This is a genomic window from Gallaecimonas aegicerasi, from assembly GCF_045291545.1.
Classification (GTDB): Bacteria; Pseudomonadota; Gammaproteobacteria; order Enterobacterales; family Gallaecimonadaceae; genus Gallaecimonas.
This window is the reverse complement of sequence record NZ_CP149514.1, coordinates 1,376,047-1,390,610: the sequence shown is the minus strand read 5'-3', so window position 1 is coordinate 1,390,610 and position 14,564 is coordinate 1,376,047. Positions and strand designations below refer to the sequence as shown.

Genomic DNA, 14,564 nt, shown 5'->3' with positions numbered 1-14,564 from the left:
TATAATGCGCCGCCATGCAGTCTTACTCTGACCAATTTCATGCCCTGGGCACCATGCTGCAATGCTATCGGCAAGACTGGCAGCAACGCCCTTTTACTTGCCAGCACTGGCCTTTTGACGATTTCAGCGAGGCGCAGCTCAGCAGTGGTGCTGCCCTGGCGATGCGGCCATTATTGGCGCCCTGGTTAGACTATCGCTTGCCCGAGGCAAGCAAAGTGCCTTTGCGTACACCGACGAGGCTTGCTTCTGGCATTGGCGGTAGAAAATGGCAGCAGATCACCGACTTTGCCGGTGCGGCTGACGTTAACGGGCCGGCGCTGGAATGGTGCGCCGGTAAGGGCCATCTGGGGCGGCTGCTGGCCGTCAATGGCCAAGCGGTGCTGTCATTGGAGTTACAGCTGCAATTGTGTCAGCAGGGTGAGACTTTAGCCCAGCACTGGCAGGTACCTCAGCAATTTGTTTGTGCAGACGCACTGACACCGGCCGCGGCGCAGTTTTTTGAGCCGGCTCGCCAAGCATTGGCACTGCATGCTTGTGGCCGCCTGCATATGACCTTTTTACGCCAGGCGGTTAACGCCAGCGTGCAGCGGCTGACCTTGTCCCCTTGTTGTTATCATCTTATTGATGACGAACATTACCAGCCAATGAGTCAGCAGGGTCGCCAACAGCAGCTGTCTTTGAGCCGCTTTGATCTGAAATTACCGCTGGAAGAGTTGGTTACCGGGGGAGCCAGAGCAGGGCGGCTGCGCCAGCAGGAAAACCGCTACCGACTGGCCTTTGATGCCTTGCAGCAGGATTTAGGCGGCGAGGGCTACCTACCAGTACCGAGCGCCCCCAAGACACTTTTTAACGGCTCCTTTGCTGATTTTGCCGGCTGGGCTGCGGCCCAAAAGGGCCTGACGTTACCCCCATCACTAGACAGTGAATATTATCTGGCTGTTGCCGATGCCCGTTTGCCGCTGATCAATCGTATCAATCAAGTGCGCCATTGGTATCGGCGGCCACTGGAGTTATGGTTGCTGCTCGATAGAGTCTGCTATTTACAAGAAGCCGGTTACAAGGTCAGCTTGAGTACCTTTACTGATCACCACAACACCCCGCGAAATGCCCTGATTGACGCCACCAAGGAGCCTGTTTGATGTACTTGCCGATCACGACTGAAGAGCGTCAGTTACCGCTGGCCCAATTGTCGGCCAGAGGCCGCTTGCCCACACATTTGCTGGTGTATTGGCAACAACAAACCGGCGTGGTACGGCTGGGGCAGCACTATCATCAGCTCAATGCCGGCGCGCTGCTGTGGTTACCGGCAGACACCCTGTTTATGCTGGGCGGGGCGGCCGGGGCGCAGTTTCGGATGTTGTGGTTGTCGTGCCGCCTGACGTTACCGGTACCGCCACAGGCGGGGCAGTTGGACGATCCTTGGCTGCAACTGTCAATGGTGCGGGCTGATCAACACAAGCCGGCTTTATTAGCCGCCATCGCTGAAGCCATCTGTGAGCAACATCCACAGCCTTTGCCGCCCCTGACATGGCCAGCGGTTGGTGCACTGGCGCCGGTGGCCGCCACCGAGGCAGCCCGTAAAGGCCAGGGGCCGGTACCTGAACAGGCCGAGCCTCGCCCTTTAGTGCTCAGCCCTGGCCAGTTTTAAAAAAGCCTGAGGTACCGGGGCACTTTGGCGCGCAGCAATATCAAAAAACACCAGTGAGACTTTCGCGACGGCAATGACTTGTTCACCTTTACGCAGTTGCTGGTAGATCTCGGCGCTTTTATTACCGATGTCACCGAGGGCCAGCTCCATCTGCAAGGTGTCATTAACAAAAGCTTCGGCACGGTAGTTGACAACCAGCTCGGCCACCACAGTGGCCAGGCCGTCAATGTCCCATTCCGCCATGTTATGACTGGCCAGCCACTGGCAACGGCTGTCGTGAAAAAGGCTGACTAAGGTGTCGTGGCCCAGATGGTGGCCATGATTAATATCACTGATGCGTAGCCGAAGGGGGTGAGTAAACAGAACGGGGGCAGGGAAGTGCAGCGTAACACGGGCCATCTGGCAAGCTCCTTGGCGATAAAGGCCCAGCTAAGCATTGCCAGGTAGCGCTGTCAAAATCTCTTGTTATGAGGTTCGGGGCGGATTGTTGCGGCGCTGCCTTGACCACAGGTATAGCAGCGGCCCAAATCCCAGTAGTGCGGAAAAACCAAAGAACACCGCTTCAATGACCACCGGCAGCCAGAAAGCATTGAAGCCGGCCAAGCGAGCCTCACTGGGCTTTTGGGGTAGATAATAGAGCCACAGACGCTCACCAACTTGTGGCGGCTTGGCAAAGGGATTGTATTCGGTCAGGTCGCTTTTAGAGATAAACTCGTGCCAGTGGCCTTGGTTATCATTGTAATAAATGGCCAATTGCAGTTTTTCTCTGATACCAAAGCGCTGCGCCACATGTTTGATCAAGTGCTGACGCACCACGCCCCGGGTCATTTGCGCTTCCGATAGCCAGCTGTAGCGGTCATGCACCGAAGCCAGCAGTTTACCCCCCATCAGCACGGCAATCAGTGCAAACAGCACAAAGGGTACCAGCAACAAATGCGGTACCCAGCGACTGTGTTGGACAGTAGACAACTCTGTTTGCATTGCTCAGCCTGCTTTCAAACTCAGACCAGAGTAAATCACATTTTCTTGTCAAGTTCACACCCCTTGTTTTGCAACGACAATATTAAAAAGTTGTTGAAATATAGGGGATTTACGGCTGGCTCAAGCAGTTAACAGCGATTGTGGCGCCGCCGCCGGGGTTGCTCAGGGGCAATTAATCCCGGCTTTATGTGATGTATGTCAACTTTACCTACTACAGTGACTGCGCGTATTGATACAAGGCCTTGAGCACAGCCAGCGCCTGCGGGTCATTTTCTCGTGTCTGCGCAAGCTGCTCGAGTTCCAGCATAAAGGCGTCCAGGCTCAAACCACGTTGGCCATCCAACAATACGCTTTGGCGATACTGTTGCCATTGGCGCAGCTCAGTGTCGCTCAGTGTCGCCGTAAAATAGCGGGCGCGGTAACGAAACAGCAGCGTTTGCAAGCCTTGATCCTGAAAATGCAGTTGGCTCAGCTGCGCCGGGTCCTGACACTGACGCACCCTGGCCATGGTGGCTTTGTCGGCATCCTTGATAAAGCCATCGTATAGCGCAGCTTCGGCATCAACATCGCTAAAGTCACCCTGCTGGGCAAACAGCATGGTGAGTTTGTCACGCAGGGCGGGGGTGGCTTTGATGGTATTCAGGTTGTCCCGGCAGCGCTGGCGGTCAATGCCCAGTTCGTCAGCCCGTTCGGCGCTGAGGGTCTTTGCCGGAGCCAGTATCGGGCACTTGTTGATATGTACCAGCTTAACCGGCAAGCGTGACTCACCCGGCGCCAGATCGGCGGTGGCGGTATAAAGCCGCTGACGTAGTGCGTCGCCGCTGAGTTCAATCAGTGGTGTTAAGTCACCATTGAGATCAATGACGATCACGGCGTTTTTGTTGTCCGGATGCCAGGCGACCGGCACCACAAAAGTGGTACAGCCTTGCAAGGCAGGGATCTTGGAGGAAGTATGTACCAGCGGCGTCAGGTTGATCACGTCAATCAGCGCCGCCACGGCCTGCTTACGGCGCAGGTTAAAGAAGTACTCATACAGTTTTGGCTGGCGCTGACGGATCAACCCTGCCAAGGCAATAGTGGCTTCCACATCCGACAAGGCGTCATGGGCCTGGCTGTGGGCCAGTTGGTTCGCCTGACTCAGCTCTTCCAGGCGAAAACTGGGGCTGCCATCCTCTTTTTGTGGCCAGGTAATTCCCTCCGGGCGCAAGGCATAAGTGGCACGGGTTACATCAATCAGATCCCAACGGCTGTTACCGTGCTGCCACTCCCGTTCATAAGGGTCAAAAAAGTTACGATAAAGCGTAAAGCGGGTCACTTCATCATCAAAGCGCAAACTGTTGTAGCCTAGCGTGCAAGTCTCTGGCTGGCTCATGGCGTCATTGATTTTGGCGATAAATTGCGGCTCTGCGATACCGCGCTGCAATGCCAATTGCGGTGTAATGCCGGTAATGAGGCAGGCCATTGGGTGGGGTAAATAGTCGTTTGTGGGCTGGCTGTAAAGAACAATCGGTGACCCTATGGGCTGGAGCTGCAGATCGGTGCGGATAGCTGCAAACTGGCAGGGGCGATCATTTTTCGGATCGGCTCCGAACGTCTCGTAATCATGAAAAAGTAAGCTGGCGGTCATTGAATGCGTCTGCTGAGCCACAAAACGCTCAGTCTAACGCATCTGTCAGCGGGGCGAAAAAAAAGGCCGCGAGGTGGGAAAAGCGGCCTGAAGTAAGAGGGGTTCGACAGAGTCGATTACCTTGCTTGCAAAACCGAGTCTACTTGCCTGTGCCGGCAGGTGAAGGGAAAGCACCGCATCGTTAACTGACGATTCATTTCAAACGCGAAAAATGGAGTCAACCACTTGATTTTATTAAATATCTATGTGTGCTACTGGTGGCTTTGCTGTTTTAGCTCCAACAGTTGCAGCTTATCCAGCTGCAAGCCCTTGTCGGTTAACGAAAAGCTACAGATATAACTGATATTCGGTTTACCGGTAAGTAATGCCTGGCCACTGACGACCAAGCGTTTATCACGTTGCTGCACGTTGATGTGATCCAGCGGTACTTTGCCTAAGCGCCCCTGCACCACAAATTGGCACAGCCGACGCGCTTTGCCGTCGTAAAAGGCGGCAACTGGCACATGGTGCTGGAGGACTGAAGCCAGAAGTAAAAATGCTGTCATGTTCTTCATTGTGCCCAAATCCATCGCTCGGGAACAGAAAATTTCTAGCTCCGCCTAGGCAGTGATAATGGCTAGTGTTACTGTATTTAAATTGTCAATAGTAAAGCCAAACGCAAGCTTGTGGGTTTGCTGTAAAGAAAAGTTTAAGGCGGCGCCGATGTACAAAGATAGCCTCAATAACGTTCACATCACCTCTGAACAAGTGTTGGTAACACCGCAGCAGTTAAAAGCCGCTTGCCCTGTCAGTGAACAGGCCTTGGAAGGTATAGCCCAGGCCCGGCAAACCATCGCTGATATCATCCACGGCCGGGACGCACGGCTGCTGGTGGTGTGCGGGCCTTGTTCTATTCATGACCCTGCAGCAGCAAAAGATTACGCCCGGCGGCTGAAAGCGTTGCATCAGCAATATCAGGATCGGCTCTATATCGTGATGCGGGTGTATTTTGAAAAGCCACGCACCACCGTGGGCTGGAAAGGGCTGATTAATGATCCGGATATGGACGGCACCTTTGATGTGGAAAAGGGCCTGAAGCTTGCCAGGGAATTACTGGTTTGGCTGGCGGAACTGGGCCTGCCGGTTGGCACTGAAGCATTGGATCCGATAAGCCCGCAGTACCTGGCAGAGCTCTTTGCCTGGTCAGCCATTGGTGCCCGTACCACCGAATCACAGACGCATCGGGAAATGGCCTCAGGGTTATCGATGCCGGTGGGTTTTAAAAATGGCACCGACGGCAGTCTGGACACTGCCATTAATGCCTTAAAGGCGGCGGCGCAGCCACACCGTTTTATGGGGATCAACCAGCAGGGGCAAGTGGCTTTGCTGCAAACCGAAGGCAACCCTGATGGCCATGTGATCCTGCGCGGCGGTAATCAGCCCAACTATCATGAAACGGATGTCAATGCTGCCGTAGCAAAGCTCACCGCCGGTGCCCTGACGCCTGCCATTATGGTGGATTGCTCTCATGCCAATTCGGCCAAGGATCACCGCCGTCAGCCGCTGGTTGCCGCAGAGGTAATGCGCCAACGTCAGAACGGTAATCAGCACTTGATTGGCTTGATGCTTGAATCCCACCTTGAAGAAGGAGCGCAGCCAGCCGACATACCGGCGGCGCTTAACTATGGCCAGTCGGTAACGGATGCCTGCATCGGTTGGGCTACCACCGAACACCTGCTGGCCAGCTTGCACCGGGGTGAAGTGTCGCTGGAGGAAACCGGCTGATGCTGGATGAACTTCGCGCGCAGATAGATGCGCTGGACAAAACCTTGTTGACCTTACTGGCTCAACGCCTAGCGCTGGTTGAAGAGGTTGGTGATATCAAGCGCCAGCATGGTCTGCCTGTTTACGCGCCGGAACGCGAAGCCGTTATGCTGGCTGAGCGCCGCCAGGAAGCCGCCAAACTAGGGGTTAACCCTGATCTGATAGAAGATGTGCTGCGCCGCTGTATGCGAGAAAGCTATGCCCGGGAAGATCGCAGTGGCAGCAAGTGCCTGCGCCCGGAGCTGGGCACGGTTGTGGTGATTGGCGGCAAAGGTCGGCTGGGAATACGCTTTGTCGATGCTTTCCGTGGCGCCGGTTATCAGGTTGAGGTGCTGGATCAGGATGACTGGCCGACCGTAGCGCCACTGCTGGCCACTGCTGGTCTGGTCGTCATCACCGTACCTATCAGCGCAACCGTCGCCGTGATAAAGCAATTGCCAACACTGGCCGATGATTGCCTGCTGGTAGACTTGACCTCGGTAAAAACAGCCCCGATGCAGGCAATGCTAGCGCAGCATCGCGGGCCAGTGATGGGTTTGCACCCGATGTTTGGCCCTGATGTCAGTAGCTTTGCCAAAGAAGTGGTGTTGTATTGCCAGGGCCGGGGCGACAACCAATGGCTACTTGAGCAGCTCCAGCTCTGGGGACTGCAAACCATCGCCATAGATGCCACAGCGCATGATCAGGCCATGGGGTTTATTCAAACCTTACGCCATACCGTCACCTTTGCTTATGGCCGGCACTTGCAGCGCAGTGACGTACCACTGGATACACTATTGTCGCTCAGCTCGCCTATTTACCGTTTAGAGTTGGCGATGGTGGGGCGCCTCTTTGCACAAAACCCCGCTCTTTATGCTGATATTGCCATGCATTCGAAAGAGCACCTGGGGCTGCTTCGGGACTTCCAGCAGCAGCTGGATGAAGTGATTGCCTTGCTGGAACGGGGTGACAAATCGGGCTTTATTAGCGCCTTTAGCGCCGTTGCCGATTACTTCGGGCCCCTGGCACCAGAGTTTATGGCGCAAAGCCAGCAATTGCTGGCGCAGAGTAAAGACCACCGAAAAGCAGACTAGACTCATAGCGTACCGGCTGATTTGAGGTGCCTGTGAGTAAGCGCATGCCAAAACGACCGAGCTATGCGGCGAATGTTGCTAGTCTGGCGGCACTGGCACTGGCTTTTGTGTTGATTGGTAGCTGGTTAGTACAGCGGTGGCCAGCCACTCCCCCGACCGAACCGGCAGTTGGCCATACGCTGCCGCTCAGCCGGGCAGCAAATCCTCAACCCTTATCAACGCTAAATACGGCCTCCTTACCAGCAAAGCCGGGGCAAGCCAGTGATAGCGCTGCAGATCCCTACAGCCAATTGCGCCTGCGACTACAAACAATGCACTCGGGCTTTCAACCGCAGCAGGCCCTGGCAGCGGCAACAAACTGGCCGGCACTCACGGCCACCCAACATTTTTATCTGGCGCAGGGATTGGAGCTTTGCAGCCGCGGTTTTGACAATGACTTTCTTGCTGACAATACACCACTGCAACAATGGCTCAGGCGTTGTAAGACGCTACCGATACACTGGCATAGCCGGGCTTTTGTGCTGGCGCAAAAACGTTTGGCCGCCGAGCAGGGTTTTTACCTGGCGCAGCTGATGATGGGCTTTGAAAGCAGCTACCAAGCAGATCAGGCCAGACGTAATGGCGATGGCCGTGAGGCGTTATTGCGGGCCCGGGCTATTGAGTACTTTGAAGCGGCAGCTGATCAGGGCACCTTGATGGCGCTGGCGGTATTGGTCAATGAGTACGCCGACGTCAATAACGGTGAGTATTATCAGCCGGTCAAAGCTCTGGGGTATCTGCTCTTTGTCCAGGCGTTGTTGCCGGGCTACAAAGCCCCTGGTGTGGATAATGAACTGACCGACTTGCCTTATTACGATCTGGACAGTGCCAACGAAGAAAAAGCCCGCTTGTTAAGGCGTTGGCAAAAACTCAGCGTTTTGTATCAGTAGGGCGCAAAGCAGCAATAACATCCTCAGAGAAACGTTCCCTTCAGGGCTATTTCGTGTAACTTAAAGCCATGTAACAGGGCCAGAGCAGTGCACTACCGCCGGCCAGCATCGAGAGAACAACATGAAGATAGCGCCAGGCGGTCTCTGCCTGATAACGGCAATGTTTTTAACCGCTTGCCAACCGCAACAAAAGGACGAAGAGCAGCAATATGAAAAAGCGGCACTGACGGTCAAAGGTGAGTTGGTGTTCTCTTCATCGCTGACACTCAGCGCTGACAGCCAGGCCACAGTTGTGATGACCGATCAACAAAACCCGGCGGATATCGTCGCTAAAACCACCTTCACCGTTGCCGGCCCTTCACCGAAAGGTTTTCAGCTAAATATGCGAACCAGTGACATTCTTAAGGGCCATCACTACCAGCTGGCAGCCACCATTACCGAGCCTGGTGGCAAAGTTACGCTGGTTACCCCTGAGCCGGTTGCCGCCGATCCTTATGCTTTGGAGCTGATCAGCGTTCCTCTGGAGATTCGCTATTAAGGTACATCGTGGCCGCGTGACGCGACCCACAGCTGATACCACTGTTCATTAGAGAGGTGCAACTGCTCAGCGGCAGTGGCTTCAGCCAATGCCGTAATGCGGCCACTTCCCGTAATGGGTAAGGGGCGACTGGGGTGACGCAGTAACCAGGCATAGGCGAGAGTAGCGATACTCACCCCCAGCTCTGCTGCCATCCGTGAAGCTTGTTGACGTACCCGCTGCGCCTGCGGATCCTGGCCATTAAAAAGCCGGCCGCCACCTAACGGCGACCAAAGCATAGGGCGGATACCAACCTGCTGGCACTGATCAAGGGTGCCATCATCCAATACCGTATTATTGAGCAGCGACATCTCTACCTGATTGGTGGCTAGGGGAATGTACTGATCTAGTAAAGCAAACTGGCTACAGCTATGGTTTGACACCCCAAAGCGGGCAATTTTACCGGCGTTGATCAGTTCGTTAGCGGTATCAGCTAGTGCTGCTGGCGCCATCAAGGCATCCGGGCGATGGATCAGGAGCAGGTCCAAGCGTTCAATCTGTAATTCTTTGAGTATGGTATCGACCTGCTGATGAATATAGGCAGCGCTGGTGTCGTAGTGGTTTAGCTGATAAGGCTTACTGGGGCTGGTGAGCTTGATGCCACATTTGCTGACAACACGCAGCTGCGATTTTAGTTGTGGTGCCGCCGCTAAAGCTTCCCCGAACAGCTGTTGGCAGCGATAGTCGCCATAGATGTCGGCATGGTCAAAGGTATTGATGCCCAATTCCAGCGCCTGCTCAAGCCAACGTACCCGCTGTTGTACGCTCAGTTGCCAGTCAGCCAGCCGCCAAAGGCCAGCTACAATGTTGGAAAAGGGCAGGGCTGCCCGGCTATCTTGGGTGTGCATAAGCGGTCATGAATGTTAAGAATTAACGAAGGCTGACAGCTTAACGGGTTGCTGGTGATGCGTCAGGTCAATAATGCAACATTCTGGTTCTTGTAGTGTCTTATTTGAAAGATGTTTTAATAAACAAATGGAATTTAATATTAACTAAACATATTTAACATTTAATTATCATTAGCGCACAAATTAAAACAACCCCACCTCTGTTGGTCAGTTTTTTACTGGTCATCGATCAGCTTTTTTTGATACATTGCCCAGCTGCTAGAAAACCCTTTTCTGTGTAAAAGACAGGCGGAGTCTCCTCGAGGCAGGTTATTGAGGTGAGGTTATGATATGAAAAACAAACTATTATCCGGTGTTGTGAAAATGTTATCGCTTGGCGGTGCGTTTTTACTCTCCGGCTGTAATTCCGATGCAATACTACTCGACCCTAAAGGGCCGGTTGGTCACGATGAAAAGTCGCTGATTCTTACTGCCTTCGCGTTAATGCTGCTGGTAGTGGTGCCGGTCATCGTCATGACCATCGCTTTCGCCTGGCGTTATCGTGCGTCCAATACCAAGGCCACGTACAAGCCGAAATGGTCACACTCCACTACGCTGGAAGCCATTGTCTGGAGTGTGCCCCTTATCATCGTTGCTATTCTGGGTGTTATTACCTGGAAATCCAGTCACGACCTCGACCCGTATAAACCGTTGGCGTCAGATAACAAGCCGCTGACTGTTGAAGTGGTTTCCCTGGACTGGAAATGGTTGTTTATCTATCCGGAACAGCACATTGCCACTGTTAACCAATTAGTGATCCCGACCAATGTGCCGGTCAGTTTCAAAATCACTTCTGGTTCGGTGATGAACTCTTTCTTCATTCCGCAACTCGGTGGCCAAATTTACGCCATGGCCGGAATGACTACGCATCTTCACCTGATGGCTAATGAGCCAGGTACCTATGACGGTATTTCTGCCAACTATTCCGGTGGCGGTTTCTCCGACATGAAGTTCAAGGCCATTGCTAAACCCTCTATAGCGGATTTCAACGCCTGGGTTCAGCAGGTGAAGGCTGGCAATAAAACTCTGGATTTCGCGGGTTACCAGAAACTGGCTAAACCCAGTGAAAATCAGCCAGTTGAATATTTTGCGGCAACGCCGTCGGATCTCTACGAAAAAATCGTAGGTAGCTTCCATGGCCAAGCCAAAAAAGACGTTGCAGCAAAAGAAATGGGTGCTGAGGAATAACAATGCTTGGAAAATTAACGTGGGCTGATATCCCCATTCATACACCTATTATCATGTGGACCCTGGGCGTGATCGCCGTGTTGGGTATCGCATTGGTAGGTGCTATCACGTATCACAAAAAGTGGACCTATCTGTGGAAAGAATGGCTGACCACCATTGACCACAAGAAGATCGGTATCATGTATATCGTTGTTGCCATGGTCATGCTGGTTCGTGGTTTTGCGGATGCCATTTTGATGCGTTCGCAGCTAGCTGTTGCCCATGACGGCAACCCCGGCTTCCTGCCACCGGAGCACTACGATCAAATCTTCTCTGCTCACGGTGTGATCATGATTATCTTCATGTCCATGCCGATGATCATTGGTCTGATGAACATCGTTGTGCCGCTGCAAATCGGTGCCCGCGACGTTGCCTTCCCATTCCTCAATAGCATCTCTTTCTGGCTGTTTATTGTCGGTGTGGTACTGGTTAACGTTTCACTGGGTATTGGTGAGTTTGCCCGTACCGGTTGGACTGCTTATCCGCCGTTGGCTGAGAAAGCATTCAGCCCCGGGGTAGGGGTCGACTACTATATATGGGCGATGCAGATCTCCGGTATCGGGACAACCCTGACCGGTGTTAACTTCTTCGTGACCATTCTGAAAATGCGCGCGCCGGGCATGACCCTGATGCGCATGCCGGTATTCACTTGGACCATCTTCGTGACCACCGTCATCATCATGGCCGCATTCCCAATGCTGACTGTGGCACTGGCAGAATTGACCGTTGACCGTTATTTGGATTTCCACTTCTTTACTAACGGCTTCGGCGGCAGTCCGATGATGTACGTCAACCTGTTCTGGGCCTGGGGTCACCCCGAGGTGTACATCCTCATCTTGCCGTGTTTCGGTGTCTTCTCTGAAGTGATTTCCACCTTCAGTGGTAAGCCGCTGTTTGGCTACAAGTCGATGGTATTCGCCACTGTGGCGATTGGTCTGCTGTCCTTCGTGGTATGGCTGCACCACTTCTTTACCATGGGCTCTGGTGCCAGCGTCAACGCCTTCTTCGGTATTGCCACGATGATCATTGCCGTACCAACCGGTCTGAAGATCTTCAACTGGCTGTTTACCATGTTCCGTGGCCGCGTACAGTTCACTTCACCGGTACTGTGGACCCTAGGCTTTATCATCACCTTTACCATCGGTGGTATGACCGGCGTATTGCTGGCTGTACCGGGTGCTGACTTCCTGCTGCACAACAGCCTGTTCCTGATCGCTCACTTCCACAACGTTATTATCGGTGGTGTGGTGTTCGGTGTTATGGCGGGTATCACTTACTGGTTCCCGAAAGCCTTCGGCTACAAACTTAACGAAAAAATCGGTAAAGCCTCTTTTGCTTGCTGGTTCGTTGGTTTCTACCTGGCCTTCATGCCGTTGTACTACCTGGGCTTCATGGGTATGACCCGTCGTCTGAACCACTATGACAACCCTGCCTGGACGCCTTGGCTGAACGTTGCCGTTATCGGTGTTGCGATCATCCTCATGGGTATCGTGCTGCAGTTCGTCCAACTCTACGTCAGCTACCGTCAGCGTGAGCAAAACCGCGACCTGACTGGCGACCCGTGGAATGGCCGCACCCTGGAGTGGTCTATTTCTTCGCCGCCGCCGTTCTATAACTTTGCGAAAACCCCGGTTGTGCACAGCATTGACGCCTGGATGGAAGCTAAAGAAGACGGTACTGCGCACCAGAAGCCGGACAACATCACGCCTATCCATATGCCGAAAAACACCGGCGCTGGCGTCTTTGTTGGCCTGTTCTCGCTGCTCGCTGGCTTCGGTCTCATCTGGTACATCTGGTGGATGGTTATCCTGGGTGTGGTGGGTATTTTTGCCACCATCATCATCCGTTCCTTTGAAACTGACATCGACTACTACGTACAAGTAGATGAAGTCGAGCGGATCGAAGGTGCTCACCAGGAACAGTTAGCAAAGGCGCAGGTATAACTCATGTCAAACATGTCGAGTGAAACGTTGAACGCGGATGCCCATGATCATGGGCATCACGATGTGTCCGAACTGAAGGTCTTCGGTTTCTGGATTTACATCATGACCGACTGCGTATTGTTCGCGACCCTGTTTGCGACCTACGCGGTTCTGTACAGTCACACAGCTGGTGGTGTGACTGGCAAGGATATTTTCGAACTGCCTTATGTGTTGGTCGAAACCTTCCTGCTGTTGACCAGTTCTTTCACCAGCGGCCTGTCAATGCTGGCCGTACACGCCGGCAACAAGCAAAAAACGCTGCTCTGGCTGGTGATCACCGCACTGCTGGGTGCCGGCTTCGTCGGGATGGAAATCTATGAATTCCATCACCTGATCGTTGAAGGCCTGGGCCCGGATCACAGCGCCTTCCTGACCGCCTTTTTCTCACTGGTCGGTACCCACGGCCTGCACGTGAGCATGGGTCTGGTCTGGATGGTGGTGATGATGTACCACGTCGCCAAGTACGGTCTGACTGAGGTCAACAACTACCGTCTGCAGAGCCTGAGCTTGTTCTGGCACTTCCTGGACATCGTCTGGATCTGCGTATTCACCTTCGTTTACCTGATGGGGGCCCTGTAATGAGCGATCATTCTCATACGGCTGCCGGTGCCAGCCACGGTACCTTCAAGTCCTATCTGAACGGCTTTATTCTGTCGATCATTCTGACAGTGATCCCGTTTGCCCTGGTCATGTATCCGGGTATGGCATCCAAGGTTGTGGTGGTTATCACCATGTCTCTGGCCGCCATTGCCCAGGTGCTGATCCAGCTGGTGTACTTCCTGCACATGAATACCTCTTCGGAGCAGCGCTGGAATGTCACCGCCTTTGCGTTTACCGGTGTTATTGCCTTTATTCTGGTAGCCGGTTCCGCCTGGATCATGTGGCACCTGTACGGCCTCACCATGTAAGCCTCTGGGGGCAGCCAACGCTGCCCCCATCCTTCCTTTGAGCGATATTTCATGATCAGAAAGTTCATCGACATCACCAAGCCAGGGATCATTTTCGGCAACCTGATTTCCGTTGCCGGCGGCTTTTTCCTGGCTGCCAAAGGCAGCTTTGAGTGGCTGACTCTGGTGAGTACTCTTTTAGGGGTATCTCTGGTGGTGGCCAGCGGCTGTGTGTTCAACAACTGCATCGACCGTGACATCGACAAAAAGATGGAGCGGACTCGCGAGCGGGTGCTGGCACTAGGTGAACTGCCGTTATCGGTAGCCCTTGCCTACGGCTTGCTGCTGGGCGTGCTGGGGATCTGTGTACTGGCACTGGGCACCAACGGCCTGGCGGTAACAGTGACCCTGGCGGGTTTTTTCATCTATGTGGGCCTTTATAGCCTGCTGCTGAAACGCCATTCCGTTCATGGCACCCTGATTGGCAGCTTTTCCGGCGCAGCGCCGCCGCTGGCTGGCTATGTTGCGGTGAGCAATGAGCTGGATCTGGGTGCCTTTATTCTGTTCATGATCTTCAGCCTCTGGCAAATGCCGCATTCTTATGCCATTGCCATTTTCCGGCTGAAGGATTACTCGGCAGCGTCTATTTGCGTGCTGCCTGTCGCCAAAGGTATTGGTGTGACCAAAAAGCATATTGTTGCTTACATTATTGCTTTTTTGGCGGCAAGCTTACTGTTGACCATTACCGGCTACACCGGCTATGCCTACTTTGTGGTGGCGCTGGGGCTTGGCACCTATTGGCTGCATCTGGCCATTAAAGGCTATAAAACCCAGGACGATACCTCCTGGGCCCGAAAGCTGTTTGGTTTTTCCATTCTGACGGTGACGCTACTGAGCTTCATGATGTCGGTGGATGTGGCCATCGCCAATTAAAAAAGCGCCG

At 53.6% G+C, this 14,564-nt stretch carries 16 protein-coding genes; 11 read left to right on the top strand and 5 right to left on the bottom strand.

What is annotated here, in order from left to right; genetic code table 11:
* Nucleotides 1-14 precede the first annotated feature (14 nt).
* Nucleotides 15-1,139, top strand: a complete 1,125-nt coding sequence (locus tag WDB70_RS06830; protein WP_406667908.1) for a methyltransferase — start codon at nt 15-17, stop codon at nt 1,137-1,139.
* A complete protein-coding gene (locus WDB70_RS06825; protein ID WP_406667906.1) occupies nt 1,139-1,648 on the top strand; it encodes a hypothetical protein in 510 nt (169 codons plus the stop codon). The genes WDB70_RS06830 and WDB70_RS06825 overlap by 1 nt, the downstream gene beginning before the upstream one ends.
* Here WDB70_RS06825 and WDB70_RS06820 read toward each other — a convergent pair.
* The 4 genes from WDB70_RS06820 to WDB70_RS06805 form a co-directional block, all read right to left on the bottom strand.
* Entirely contained in the window at nt 1,622-2,047 is a 426-nt protein-coding gene (locus tag WDB70_RS06820; RefSeq protein ID WP_406667904.1) for an acyl-CoA thioesterase, read from the bottom strand. The two genes, WDB70_RS06825 and WDB70_RS06820, sit on opposite strands and share 27 nt — an antisense overlap.
* A gap of 66 nt (nt 2,048-2,113) precedes the next feature.
* Entirely contained in the window at nt 2,114-2,629 is a 516-nt protein-coding gene (locus WDB70_RS06815) for a DUF3592 domain-containing protein (RefSeq protein ID WP_406667902.1), read from the bottom strand.
* 211 nt (nt 2,630-2,840) lie between these two features.
* Nucleotides 2,841-4,256, bottom strand: a complete 1,416-nt coding sequence (gene sbcB / locus WDB70_RS06810; protein WP_406667900.1) for an exodeoxyribonuclease I — start codon at nt 4,254-4,256, stop codon at nt 2,841-2,843.
* 251 nt (nt 4,257-4,507) lie between these two features.
* Complete coding sequence (locus tag WDB70_RS06805; RefSeq protein ID WP_406667898.1) at nt 4,508-4,810, bottom strand: hypothetical protein; 303 nt, start codon at nt 4,808-4,810, stop codon at nt 4,508-4,510.
* Between the two features lie 148 nt (nt 4,811-4,958).
* Between WDB70_RS06805 and WDB70_RS06800 the strand changes: the two genes are divergently transcribed.
* From WDB70_RS06800 to WDB70_RS06785, 4 genes are all read left to right on the top strand, one after another.
* On the top strand, nt 4,959-6,020 hold the full coding sequence (locus WDB70_RS06800; RefSeq protein WP_406667896.1) for a 3-deoxy-7-phosphoheptulonate synthase: 1,062 nt from the start codon (nt 4,959-4,961) through the stop codon (nt 6,018-6,020).
* On the top strand, nt 6,020-7,132 hold the full coding sequence (tyrA, locus tag WDB70_RS06795) for a bifunctional chorismate mutase/prephenate dehydrogenase (protein WP_406667894.1): 1,113 nt from the start codon (nt 6,020-6,022) through the stop codon (nt 7,130-7,132). Before WDB70_RS06800 ends, tyrA begins: the two co-directional genes overlap by 1 nt.
* Nucleotides 7,133-7,176: 44 nt before the next feature.
* Nucleotides 7,177-8,061, top strand: coding sequence for a hypothetical protein (locus WDB70_RS06790; RefSeq protein ID WP_406667892.1), 885 nt, complete (start codon nt 7,177-7,179; stop codon nt 8,059-8,061).
* Nucleotides 8,062-8,221: 160 nt separating this feature from the next.
* Entirely contained in the window at nt 8,222-8,599 is a 378-nt protein-coding gene (locus WDB70_RS06785; RefSeq protein ID WP_406667890.1) for a YbaY family lipoprotein, read from the top strand.
* Here the strand turns inward: WDB70_RS06785 and WDB70_RS06780 are convergent.
* Nucleotides 8,596-9,486, bottom strand: coding sequence for an aldo/keto reductase family oxidoreductase (locus tag WDB70_RS06780; protein ID WP_406667888.1), 891 nt, complete (start codon nt 9,484-9,486; stop codon nt 8,596-8,598). The genes WDB70_RS06785 and WDB70_RS06780 overlap by 4 nt on opposite strands.
* A gap of 330 nt (nt 9,487-9,816) precedes the next feature.
* Between WDB70_RS06780 and cyoA the strand changes: the two genes are divergently transcribed.
* Genes cyoA through cyoE form a run of 5 tightly spaced genes read left to right on the top strand, consistent with a single transcriptional unit; the run spans nt 9,817 to nt 14,554 of the window.
* Entirely contained in the window at nt 9,817-10,713 is an 897-nt protein-coding gene (gene cyoA / locus WDB70_RS06775; RefSeq protein WP_406667886.1) for a ubiquinol oxidase subunit II, read from the top strand.
* Between the two features lie 2 nt (nt 10,714-10,715).
* Nucleotides 10,716-12,695 (top strand): cytochrome o ubiquinol oxidase subunit I, encoded by a 1,980-nt coding sequence (gene cyoB, locus WDB70_RS06770; RefSeq protein ID WP_406667884.1) that lies wholly within the window; start codon nt 10,716-10,718, stop codon nt 12,693-12,695.
* A 12-nt stretch (nt 12,696-12,707) separates the two neighbouring features.
* Complete coding sequence (gene cyoC / locus WDB70_RS06765) at nt 12,708-13,313, top strand: cytochrome o ubiquinol oxidase subunit III (protein ID WP_406668030.1); 606 nt, start codon at nt 12,708-12,710, stop codon at nt 13,311-13,313.
* Nucleotides 13,313-13,642: a cytochrome o ubiquinol oxidase subunit IV gene (cyoD, locus tag WDB70_RS06760; protein WP_406667882.1), complete on the top strand. Its 330-nt coding sequence runs from the start codon at nt 13,313-13,315 to the stop codon at nt 13,640-13,642. The genes cyoC and cyoD overlap by 1 nt, the downstream gene beginning before the upstream one ends.
* Nucleotides 13,643-13,693: 51 nt before the next feature.
* Entirely contained in the window at nt 13,694-14,554 is an 861-nt protein-coding gene (gene cyoE / locus WDB70_RS06755; RefSeq protein WP_406667880.1) for a heme o synthase, read from the top strand.
* Nucleotides 14,555-14,564 lie beyond the last annotated feature (10 nt).

What these genes read in the sequence shown, in the direction of transcription:
- WDB70_RS06830 (WP_406667908.1), top strand. Translation starts at nt 15, where the DNA reads ATGCAGTCTTACTCTGACCAATTTCATGCCCTGGGCACCATGCTGCAA.
- WDB70_RS06825 (WP_406667906.1), top strand. Translation starts at nt 1,139, where the DNA reads ATGTACTTGCCGATCACGACTGAAGAGCGTCAGTTACCGCTGGCCCAA.
- WDB70_RS06820 (WP_406667904.1), bottom strand. Translation starts at nt 2,047, where the DNA reads ATGGCCCGTGTTACGCTGCACTTCCCTGCCCCCGTTCTGTTTACTCAC.
- WDB70_RS06815 (WP_406667902.1), bottom strand. Translation starts at nt 2,629, where the DNA reads ATGCAAACAGAGTTGTCTACTGTCCAACACAGTCGCTGGGTACCGCAT.
- sbcB (WP_406667900.1), bottom strand. Translation starts at nt 4,256, where the DNA reads ATGACCGCCAGCTTACTTTTTCATGATTACGAGACGTTCGGAGCCGAT.
- WDB70_RS06805 (WP_406667898.1), bottom strand. Translation starts at nt 4,810, where the DNA reads ATGAAGAACATGACAGCATTTTTACTTCTGGCTTCAGTCCTCCAGCAC.
- WDB70_RS06800 (WP_406667896.1), top strand. Translation starts at nt 4,959, where the DNA reads ATGTACAAAGATAGCCTCAATAACGTTCACATCACCTCTGAACAAGTG.
- tyrA (WP_406667894.1), top strand. Translation starts at nt 6,020, where the DNA reads ATGCTGGATGAACTTCGCGCGCAGATAGATGCGCTGGACAAAACCTTG.
- WDB70_RS06790 (WP_406667892.1), top strand. Translation starts at nt 7,177, where the DNA reads ATGCCAAAACGACCGAGCTATGCGGCGAATGTTGCTAGTCTGGCGGCA.
- WDB70_RS06785 (WP_406667890.1), top strand. Translation starts at nt 8,222, where the DNA reads ATGTTTTTAACCGCTTGCCAACCGCAACAAAAGGACGAAGAGCAGCAA.
- WDB70_RS06780 (WP_406667888.1), bottom strand. Translation starts at nt 9,486, where the DNA reads ATGCACACCCAAGATAGCCGGGCAGCCCTGCCCTTTTCCAACATTGTA.
- cyoA (WP_406667886.1), top strand. Translation starts at nt 9,817, where the DNA reads ATGAAAAACAAACTATTATCCGGTGTTGTGAAAATGTTATCGCTTGGC.
- cyoB (WP_406667884.1), top strand. Translation starts at nt 10,716, where the DNA reads ATGCTTGGAAAATTAACGTGGGCTGATATCCCCATTCATACACCTATT.
- cyoC (WP_406668030.1), top strand. Translation starts at nt 12,708, where the DNA reads ATGTCGAGTGAAACGTTGAACGCGGATGCCCATGATCATGGGCATCAC.
- cyoD (WP_406667882.1), top strand. Translation starts at nt 13,313, where the DNA reads ATGAGCGATCATTCTCATACGGCTGCCGGTGCCAGCCACGGTACCTTC.
- cyoE (WP_406667880.1), top strand. Translation starts at nt 13,694, where the DNA reads ATGATCAGAAAGTTCATCGACATCACCAAGCCAGGGATCATTTTCGGC.